Below are 12,191 nucleotides of genomic sequence, written 5' to 3'. Positions count from 1 at the left end.
GGAAAATGTATCCTGTAGCATTCAACCCTACATTAGCAGAGATGGTACCATTCAAACTAGTTAACGTAGCACCACATGAACCTGTAGACAACGTAATTGGGGCTACAGCCGGTGGCGTTACGGTCATTGTATTTCCTAGATAACCAAGAATCTCATCATTAATAACCGCTGCTGCACTAATGGTATATGTTGCAGTATACGAACGCATCGGTCCTGGAATCGTTACATAACGCGTTGGTAACGTAACCTCTTGAACCTCGTTTGCTTGACCTGTTTGAATCTTAGTAATGATAAAGCGGTATTTAAGGTTTGTATATGGTGAGAATGAATACATATTCGCTGCAACTGCATTTGAAAACGTAGTTAAGGTAGCCGTAGTAGAAGTCATATTGACAACCACTGGTGCACATCCTTCTGAGACTAAAGTATTACAGTTGTCATCTACATTGTTATAACAAATCTCTGGTCTTCCTGGGTTAATCAGGTTTGCTGCAACGCCATTAAGTATACCAGTATCAGTACAATCGCCACCGCCTGTTACAGTAGTAGTATATCCTGCACCTGGTGAAGTACATGATGGTATTGCTATTCCAGTGTAATACCCGTCATTATCCGCATCTAAATACCATAGTGGTTGAGCAGATACCGTAGCACTTACAGTAGATGTGGCTGTACAACCATTACCATTTGTAATCTGTAAGGTATACGTACCTGTAGCCGCAACAGTAGCATTGGTAATAGTTGGATTTTGAAGCGAAGAGCTAAAGCCATTCGGACCACTCCAAGCATAAGAACCAGCTGATGGTGGACTAAAAGTATAGGTTAATCCTGATGCAGGTTTAACAGCAACAGTAGCCTCATTATAGTAAGCCGTAGCAGTATTAGTACCACCTACAGATGGTGTACTCCAGTTTCCTGAACTCAATACCTCAACATTTCTATAATCTGCAACAGTAGCTCCTCTTAAACCTACTTGTGGTAAATTAGCAGTTGAACCCAAAAATGCATCAGAGAAAGTGCCATATACTATACGCGCTTGGTTTGTAGTTCTATCCAAACGTATTTGGAAATTAAACGATTCTGCATTTGCAGAAGTAGTATATCTACGAGCATTAGTCCATTGTACAATAAACTCTGTAGCAGTTGACAAGTAACGAATTTCTCCTGTAGTAACGATACCTCGTAAATCTCTAGCAAAAGCAGCAATAATACCTACTTCATTTGCAACTAACGAACTCAACGGAGTATAATTAGTAGTAGTTGAAGCCGTACCAAAACTAACATAACCATTTGTATTAATGTTACAAGAATTATAGTCTACGCCATTAAATCTAAAAGTACCTCCTAATGGCACTAAGAGTGATCTACTATCATCCCAAGTACTAGTATATAATGCAATACCTCCTGTAATTGGAGTATACGTTCCTGAAGAAGCAGCAAAAGAGTAAGAAGCAACACCCGTTACCGGAGCGATAGCCGAAGCACCAAATACTAATGCGTTTCCTGCACAAACAGTAGGAACAGGAGCCAATGTAGAAGCCGCTGGTGTAGCGTTAACTCTTACCGTAGCACCTCCCGTTTGGGTTTGTGAACAAGTATTTGCATCAGAAACACTTACTAATGTATAGGCAAATGCACCGGCAGTAGCAGTTGGAACCGCTACTGTTGCACTATTACCCGATGTAGTAGTTACCGTTTGATTAGCACCGCCATTTAGTTTATACGTAAATGTATATGGCGCAGTACCAGTAGCACCTGTGAAGGTCACCGATGGAGCTGTATCATTTTGACAAACACTTGTAGATCCGCTAATTGTAGCTGTTGGCAATGGATTAACTTGTAAGGTAAATGTAGCCGTTACAGTGGTACAACCAATGATATCTACCGTATAAGTACCATTGGTGAAATTAGAAGGCGTACTTGCAGCAGTTGTAGTAGTGCCGGTTAAGGTAGCACTAGTAGCTGAAGGTATATTCACTCCATCTTTCTTCCATTGGTACGTTAAAGGTGTTGCGCTTGTTGCAGTAACTACAAAGCTAACTGTTGCACCAGCACAAAGTGATTGACTTGGTGCAGTTGTAGTAGTAAACGTCGGAGGCGCTGAATCAACATTCACCGTTACCGAAGCGCTCGCAGTACATCCTGACTGAGAAGTTGCTGTCACATTATAAGGAGTGGTGACTGCTGGAGAAGCAGTAACACTTGCACCTGTTCCTGTTACAGTTGGAGACCAAGCATACGTATATGTCACCGGAGTCACCGGAGTGAAACGATAAATTTGACCAGTTACAGGTTTAGTTGTAATATCATTCTTAGATGTTGAAGTACTTAATCCCGGAGTGGCACTAGTGTCTTGCAACGAAATAAAATTACTTGAAGCTGTGCCCATTAATCCAATCGACGCTCCGCCTGTAACTCCTGCGTTATAAGCAGTTGCTTCTTGTCTGTACACATATTCAATAACATTTGTAGTTTCGTACAATTTCACTTGATACGAAATTACTGCTCCAGCTGCTTGCCAATTCCATCTCATATTAAGCCACTCTACAGTTAACACTCTGTTTGGTGCAGTACCGCTCAATTGGTAATTAACACCTGTTGACAGAAGTTGGTCATCCCATAGTGGAGCCAAACCCAGTCTTTCTGTTGTAGTTGTAGTCGCTAAATTATTTGTTGCACTTTGTGTTCCAGAACCACCAAAAATCAACTGCCCATTAGATGAAACTCTGAAATTAGTGAAATTCGTTCCACCATAATTAAAACTAAATCCAGAACCAGGAGTAAGGGTTGCAGACATAGTGTCATCCGCAGTAGCAGCCAATCCTGATGATACAGTAGTTCCTGATAACGGAGTAAAAGTTCCCGCCACAGCATTAAACTGATATGGTGTAGTGTTTACTAGATATGTGGTAGGTCCGGCAAGAGTCGGAACTGCATTTAAAGCAACAGAAGTACTAGGACATACAGTAGAAGCAGCAGATGATGCAGCTAAAGTAAACGTAGTACCTACTCCAACGTTAACTGTCGCAGTATTTTTACAACCATTTCCATCTGTTCCTTCAACTGAATAAGCTGTAGCACCTGAAGGAGTTACAGAAACACCGTTTAACGAACTTGTAAATCCTGATGGAACCGAAGTCCATGAATATGTTGATGCTCCACTAGCCGTTAAAGTAACAGCAGATCCCGGAGTACAATAAGAGGCAGAAGAGGCACTAATAGCTACAGTAGGATTAACCACTGTAATAGTAGCCATAGCCGATTGCACTGGTGTAGTTCCACAAGCAGCTGAACCTAATATAAACGCCTTGAAGTAATAACTACCTGCAGGTGTTGAAGCACTAGTGGTTACTGCTAACGAATACGTATTTCCTAAGGAAGATGCCACAAAAGTTGCTCCGGCAGGAGTATTATTCGCTACGGTATTCGTGAAGCTACCTCCAGGAGTAGTATCATATTTCCAAACAACTGAAGTCACAGCCCCTGAAGTAGTTACACTTAGATTAGTAGCTACCGCTGACGCTGGAGTTATACATCTAAAAGCTTCTGTAGTTGATACATCAGAAGTAATAGTAGCAGGGCTGGTAACTGATAAAGTTGCCACTGCACTTGGTAATACCTCATTAACAATCGCTTTAAATCTTAAAGTACTTACACTTGAAATGCCTGATACGTTTAATACTTTGAATTCACTTCCAGTACCATTAGGATTTAGGGCATCTATTGGATGCTCAAATGTTAATCCCGGAACTGCAGTAGTATTTGGTCCGGTGTATAGGAAGGTATCCTCTACATCAATCAATGAAATCGTATTGTAAGTCACACCATTATCTGTACTTACTTGCCATTCCACCAAATAAGGCTCATCTCCATTAGTAACCACACTAAATTGTGCCGTTGTAGGAGTTGGTAAACAAATGTTTACATTACTTGGACTGGTAGCAATACCTGTTGTGCTTACTGTTAATGTTACATCATTAGTAGCCAAATCTGAACAAGGAGCTGGAGGTGTCAATAGACATCTGTAAATGGCACCATCAACAGCAGTTCCTGAACCGGCATTGTTGACTAATAAAGTCGCTGTATTTACATCGGCATAATTAGCATTATTAGCTAAGTTAGTATAAGTAGTTGGCCCTGTTTTAATTTGCCATTGATACGAATAAGAAATTCCTGAAGTACCAACAACAGTGTAAGTAGTACCGAATCCTACTGCAGCAACTTTGTTTGTTGGCTGAGTCACTATAGTTCCTGGATCGTTAACGTTTACCGTTATCTGTCTTGTAGATTGACAGAATGTTGTAGTGTTAATAATAGTAACCGTATACGTAGTAGTAACTAATGGATTCGCAAGAACGGATTGACTGTCAATTACAGTTATTCCAGTACTTGGTGACCATGAGTATGTATTATTGATTTCTGGTATGGTAATCGTAGCACCCGTACCTTCACAAACTGTAATACTGTTAGCTAAAGTAATAACCGGTAATGGGTTAACGTTTACAGTCGCGTTTCCTGAACTAGTACATACACCGTTCGCAACAGTTGCAGTAAACTGAGTCTGAGCCGTTGGCTGAGCATATACAGTTGGAGCAAAATCAGTTCCCACATTATAGACTTCTGATAAGGCAACGTCTTTATATAATGTTGTTGAAGGTGATGCTGTCCAAGAATATTGAGAAACTCCAGCAGCGCTTACTTTCACGTTATCTATATACCATCCTTGATAGTTAGTAGAACTATCTGTAGTATAACGGAAACGCAATCTGAACTGACTTGTTAAAGCTGCAATTGGAATAGAAAACGTTTCGTTTTTCCAATTGGCATTGGTTGGCAAAGAAGCAGTTCCGGTAAATGCAGTAATCCAATCTGGATAACTCAAAGTACTGAATCTAACATCACTACCACTAAATACTCCCGTAGCAGCAGTTCCTGTATAGTTTGCACTTGTAAAAGTAGTCCAAGTAGTTCCACCGTCTGAAGAGTACTCTACATAACCAAAGTCAAATGAAAACGTTGGGCTTTCCATTGCAGCAATGTGCGAGAATGTTAAGCTAGCTGCAGTAGCACCTGTTAAATTCACATTCGAATTCAAACTATATGTCGCTACAGAAGACACTCCTGTAGTATTAAACAATACAGAACCTGTTCCTTGTGATTGAACAGCTGTATTTAAAGTAGCTGTAGTAGTTGTTGTTCCTGAAACTGTAGCAGCAGTAAACTGTGACGAAGCAGCATCAAAAGTATCCGCAAAATAAGTCGATGTAAAACTACCACCAGAAACATTCGCTCCAACTGTAGACCCTGAACAAACCGTTGCACTCGTTGGAGTAACTGTCACCAAAGAAGGCGTTTCATTAACATTAATCGTAACGTTGGCAGTAGCCGTACAACCTGTAACTTGAGTAGTAGCAGTAACTACATAATTAGTAGTAACTGTTGGTGTTACCGTAATGGCTTGTGTAGTAGCACCCCCTGGAGACCAGCTCCAAGAAGTAGCTGTTCCTCCATTTTCCGTAATAGTTACCGGAGTACCTGAACAAACAGTAGTTTCGGATGCACTTACGCTAGCAAGTGGCGTAACAATTACTAACGCAGCATTATCGCTGGTAATTGGAGCACCACAATCAGAAGAAACGACAACGTTATAATCAGTACCTGCATCGCCAGCTACTAAGCCAGCAATCGTAAGTGTTGCTGAAGTAGCGCCACTAATAGTACCACCGTTAGTAAGGTTTGTAGTTCCTCTACGCCATTGGTATTGTACATTAACACCTGTTGCAACAACAGTAAATGTAGCGGTTGCACCAAGACATTTTGTTTGTGTTGCTTCTGGTTGAGTTCCAATCTCAGCACTTGAATTTTGAACTGTAACACTTACAGTACTAGTTGTCGTACAATTTTCTGGAGAGGTTGCTAAAACAGAATAGGTAGTATTTACTGTAGGATTAACCGTAGCAGTAGCCGTATTTGCTGTAAAACCACTTGGAGTAGAAGACCAAGCGTACGTATACGTTGAAGTAGCATCTGCACTAGAAATAATATTTACATTAAAATCTTCGGTCTCACCAAAACCATAAGTTCCAGTTGGTGAAGAAGAAGATGAACCGTTTTCAATGGTTAAAACACGCATTCTGGTTACACCTGCAGAAGCTGTTAAAGGAATAGTAATAGTGCCTGAAACAAGGTGAGCACCACTAACCCCAGTGCCTTGAGTAAACGCTTGCTCTGAAGCTTCAAACACGCCATTTCTGTTGTAATCTATATATACGTTGGTATAATTTGTAAAGCTACCACCACATGTACCAACTTGTACAGAAAGAGGATAAGCTGTTCCTGCAATAAGTGTAGGTGCTGCAACAGCAGTAAAATCAGAATACTGATTTATTAGAGAAGCACCGCCGCCTGTAGTAAAACAAGTTGATGTATTGTTTAATGTTCCTAATGTTACATTTAAAATTTCTCCATCACTTGCACTAGTCGCGTTAGAAGGTAAATAACCTGTTGGCGAGGTCTGAGGACCTGTTCCTAAGGCAGTAGAAGTAACACTCAAATTAACTGGATTACCAGAACAAACAACTGCATTGTTAACCGCTGCGATAGCGTTGGCACTATTAACCGTTACAACAACTGTAGCAGTAACTGTACATCCTGCAACTCCTAAACCAGCTTGAGAAGCCGTTAAAGTATAAGTTCCTGAAACTGTCGGGTTAAATGTCCAACCAGAAGTTTCATTACCTGAAACACCAGTGGAAGGTGACCAAACGTAAGTGTCATAAAAACCTAAACCACTAGTAAGCGTTACCGCTGATGAGCTAGAACCAACACAAAGTGAGGCAGTACCTGAGCTTAAAGTAAGTGGTGTAGCTGGTGTTGTAGCGGTAGCAGTAACGGCTACTCTTGCGCTAGAACAAGCAGGACCTGTAGTTTCGGCAGCTACATAATAAGTAGTGGTTCCTAAAAGTAAATTAGCAATATTTAAAGGTGATCCTGTACCAACTGCTGTTCCTCCTGTAGGAACAGTATACCAGTTAAGCGTGGCACCCGGAGAAGATGTTGTAGCAAAAAGTTGCACCGCACCTGTACCACAACGGGTAGCAGGAGTTGTAGAATCAACCGTATTAGTAAATCCTACAGAAACAGGACTTGAAGCCACTGCGGTTCCGCCACAAACGGAAACCAAACATTGATAGCTTGAAGCAACCGTTGGTGTAACTGTAGTTGTAGCATTGGTAGCTGCATCAATAGTATTCCAAGTAGCACCCGCATCAGTAGACACTTGCCATTGATACGTTAAACCATCGGTATTACCAGCACTGTTTACATTACCAGTCAAGCTTAAATTAGCAGAACCTCCTACACAAACTGTTGCGACATTGCTAACGGCAACAGTTGCAGGAGCCACATTGTCCAAAATAGTCAATGTTACTCGGTCAGAATCTACAATATTAGTACAACCAGTAGTTGTATTGGTATAACGGAGATCATAAGTAGTAGTAACTGATGGAGTAACCGTTATCGAAAAATTATTTAATGCATTTGGCGTACCTATAGTAGTCAAAACATTACCCGGACCTACTGAACTCCAAGTTATATTGTAATTAGATGGAGGAGAGAATCTATAGGCTACTGGCGTTGTAATAGCTGCAGCTGTATTTAAAGCTAATACTCCAATAGTTCCATTACCATTGTTAATACCAACTAATTTACTATTGGTAGAAGTAGATCCTGTAACATGAACCTCCACAACTCCTGTTGTTTCAAAGAAAACTGCTTGTGAAGTGCTTGTATTAGTAGTAGAATTCCATTGTCTTACCTGATTATATTCAACAACGAATTTACGATTTGGCGCAATACCTTCTGTCCAATATCTAAGTGTTCCACCATTAATGGTTGAAGTAGTTAAATGATTGTCATTAGCCAAAACGGCAACCATATTAAATGGCTCACCTGTACTTGGTAAAGTAGTAAATGAAAAATCTGACAATCCAAAAGGAGTAGTAAAACCACCATTATTATTAAATGCGCCAAACTGTAAAGTACCATTGGTACCAACGTTTATTGTTGAGTAGGAAGTTCCAAAGAAATTGAAATTAAATCCAATCGGAACTGCTCCCCATCCACCGTCATCAAGGGTACCTCCTGTTAATGGAACAACAGCAGCACCAGAAGCAGCTAAGACTGTAGCAGAACCTGGAGCTATTCTAGGAGCATGTGTAATAGATGCGCTTGTGAAATTTCCTGCAGATAAACCAGAATTTATAGTAGCACTAGTACCAGGACAAACTCCTGAAACACTTGTTGTTACCGTAGCATTCGGAAGTGGATAAACACTCACAGAAATAGTGGCTGTAGCAGTACATCCTCCTAAGGTGCTAGTCCCAGTAACTTGGAAATCTGAAGAAGTAACAACAGTTGCAACAGTAGAATTTCCTGAAGTAGTACTTAAAGAGGCGCCTGATATAGAAGTCCATGTATAAGAAATAGAAGAATCTACCGGAGTAGCACTCAGCGTTGAGGTTCCTCCTGTACCACAGAATGTTGGTGTAGAAGCTGTGATTGCAGTAGCTTGCACCGTAACCGGAACCGCAGTTCTCGGACCTTCACAAGAGCCATTACTTTGCGCAACATATAAGGTAGTTGAAGAACACACTGGTAAAGTATAAGTAGCTCCTACCAATACAGGTGATCCCCCTGTAGCAGCAGCATACCAGTTAAAAATACTTTCAGAACCTGAAGCGGTAACGTTAGGAGAACCTCCCAATACTATACTTGCAGTGGCCGGTGAAACAGACGGAGCTAAAGGTGATGAACTAACGGTAACCGTTTGCACTCCTGTAGTAGTAACTCCGGCTTTTACAATAGACACAAATCCATCTGTACCATTACCGGCAACACCAGTAATTGTAGTATCATTCACTACAGTGAATGAAGTTACTGGCGTTCCGCCAATAGATACAGCTGTAGTTCCCAATAAGTTAGTTCCTGTTATAGTAAAGGTACCTGAATTAGCACAAACCAATAACGGATTAACGTCAGTAATCGTTGGGTTTAAAATAGACCAAGCATAATAGTTATCACCCGTTGCGGCAATTGGCCCCGGTGAAACAGTGGCGGTTGCTTTTGTGCCTGTTGCAGGCAAAGCACCAGAGGCACCAAAAGCAGTACTTCTTACTGTCCATGGTCCGTTTAAAGCTGCAGCATCAGCCACAAACAATAAATTTTGTGTAACGGTTAAGGCATCTTGGCTATTGAAACCTAACGTAACAGCTGGAGTTAAACCAGGGTTACCGCTAGAATATCGCACTCTGAAAGCTCTGTTTCCGATAGCGGAACCCGAACCAAGTGTTGCATTAGTTGGCGCAGCTGTATCAGAAACCGTAACTTTTGTTACTGACGAACCTGTTAATAAAGTTCCAGCAGATGCCGACCATGTAAATGTACCCGAAAAAGGATAATTAAAGTTACTAGCACCTCCACGACCTGTTAACGCAAAAGAACCATTTCTGATATACGTATTGGTTGCACCAAAAGTCGAAGTCAAACCACCAAAGCCATTCCATGTGCAGGTAATGGTATTACCACCCATATCTAATATATTGCCTGTACCGTTGCCACTTGCATTTAATGCGAGTGGTGTTGTACCATAAAGAATTAAATCGCTAGAAAGGTTTTGACCAAGTCCATTTCCGGCAAGTGTTAGTGTATTAATTTTACGGTTGCTAGGAATTGCTGCATCATCAGGGTTCACAACGGCTGCAGTTGCAGGTGCGAAAAAGTTTGTTGTAAGGTTATATAACCCAATACGAGCCGCAGGCGTTGTAGCAGCAGTTGTAAAAGTACCTCCACCTAATCCTACTGTTGGAGCAGCTACGTATCCAAAGCCCGCTTTTTTAATTGTAAAATCGGTTATTTGCCCATTGCTGCCAATAAAAGCGTCCGCTTCTGCTAAACAACCGGTTGGAAAAGCCAAAGTAGCAGTCCCTGAAGAAAATGCTAAAGTTGGCAATACCGAATAGGTTGATGTACCAGGCGTGCTCAAATAAACCGATTCAACCACACCATTGTTTACCGTGATCGTAAAACTTGCAGAAGTAATCCCAGTTCCTGAAACTAATGTACCACCCGAAACAGTTATCGTTGGAGCAGCCGCATATTCGCCTACTGTACCAGGATTGGTGACAAGGTTCAATGCTGTTGGCAACGTAAAGCCTACAGCCGGAGCTGCAGTATAATTTACACCTCCGCCTGCAGTAGACACAGCACCAACACCTGATGAAGATTGTTCAAAACCTGAACTACTTGCACCCTGGTCACTGTTTATCGTAAGACCACCGGAAATCGTTGCAGCACCACCACTTTTTTGCATAGTGTGAGAAGCAGCACCAGCTATTTGCTGGAATACTACTGCGGTTGCAGCGGCACCAGAACCAGCACCAGCGGCAACGCCAACGCTAAAAGCAACTGAAGGAGCAGATGAATAACCACTACCTGCATTTGTTATGTTTAAACTACGTACAGTTAGGGTAGTTGCATCATAGTTTACTGTAGCTTTTGCAGCAGTTCCTACATATAAATAACCACCAACTATTCCTGAAGTATGCACAGGCACTCCCGCAGCATTATTTGCTGCAGCAGCATTAGCTACTGTAGCTACATAAAGATTGTCTCCATAAAAATATTGAGTACCAACGGTTGATGCCGCATTTAATGGATATGGGTTCCCTAAAGTACCAACAGTTCCTACCCATAATAAATTATTATTGGTACCGCCTAAACCACTAGTGTGGGTTGGAGCAACGGTCCCAAGACCTGCTGTTGAATTACCAAGGTAAACATTACCTCCAGAAACATAACGGGCTGTGGCCGTACTTGCACCACCACTTGTCCATTGTGTAACAGCAGTCCCAAAAACTACGGGTGCAACAGAATATGCAGATCCCATAGCAGTAACGGCTATACTCGCTACAGAAGTATTGAACGCTTGTCCGTATACCTGTACTGTATTATCTAAGGTTAATTTACCGTTGGTATTTAGTGACCCAGCAGTATGTGCTAAACCAAATACAGCAACTAAATTTTGACTTGTAGTAATTGAATTACTGCCTGTATTAATAAAATTTAATGATCTAATAAATCCTCTAGTACCATCACCTTGAAAAGTACCAGTTCCACTTAAGGTAGAACCGCTTCCATTAAAAGTAAGACCAGTTGAAGCAACAGCTAAATTAGCAAAACCATTATTAGTAAAATTACCGGCAACGGTTAAAGCAACTCCCACAGGTGTTGCGACAGATGAATAGGGTAAAAATCTACCTGTATTACTGATGGTTAAATCGCCATTTACAGTCATAGCATTTGCAGTTGCATTCCATTGAAGGGTTCCGTCCACGGTTATGTTAGCTACACTAACAACCTGATCTACAGTTACTATAGCTCCTGCAGGGATTACTACTGTACTCGCCGCATTTGGCACGGTACCGCCCCATGTAGCAGGGCTACTCCACAATCCACCAAAAACCGAAGCAGTTCTGGTGTTGGGAGGTATTTGTGATAAACTAAACGTTCCCGGACATGGACTATTAGGTGATGGCCAAGTATCAAACAATATAAAATACGTTACACCAGCCGTTAAAGTCACATCCAAACTTTTCGTATTTGCAGAACTAGCTACACCTCCTACGCAGGTAGTACCCGCCGTAGTAGGACAACCATTGAAAACTGATATTTGTGTCCAAGTTTGACCGCTAATACTTAGAGAATACAAACCGGTCGCAGTTGGTGTAAAACTATATAATGACTCGAGGCCTCCATAGTAGTTACTATTAGAACACCCACCTAAAAGAGCCGAGGGAGCCACAGTTAAAGACGTAATATCATTTACTGTACCACATACAATGGCTTGGTTAGAAATAGGCAGCGTCCCTGGTGCTATTACTGTTGCACTAGGGCAAGTCGTAGCGTTTACACTTTGACCAAAAGTCAGAGCTAAAAGCAAAAACACTAAAGCCGCTTTAAACGAATACATCCCGAAGGCATTTCGGGTATTGAAATTGATGGCAGAAGTGGTCGTCACAGAAGTAGTGCCCACATTTTCTTCTTTCAATCCTAATAGTATCAAAACCACAGAGACGATACTATTAATTTTTTGAGTTAGATAAAATTGTTTCATAATATTAAGTAAAATTGAA

General features: G+C 41.3%; 1 protein-coding gene. It reads right to left on the bottom strand.

What is annotated here, in order from left to right:
• Positions 1 to 12,172, bottom strand: a 12,172-nt coding sequence (locus ACIQ2L_RS12070; RefSeq protein ID WP_396159144.1) for a GEVED domain-containing protein, incomplete at its 3' end; no start/stop codon positions are given.
• Between the last annotated feature and the right edge of the window lie 19 nt (positions 12,173 to 12,191).

This window comes from Flavobacterium sp. (genome assembly GCF_044369455.1).
Lineage (GTDB): Bacteria > Bacteroidota > Bacteroidia > Flavobacteriales > Flavobacteriaceae > Flavobacterium.
The sequence above is the reverse complement of the archived record's forward strand: the minus strand, read 5'-3'. Positions and strand labels throughout refer to the sequence as shown.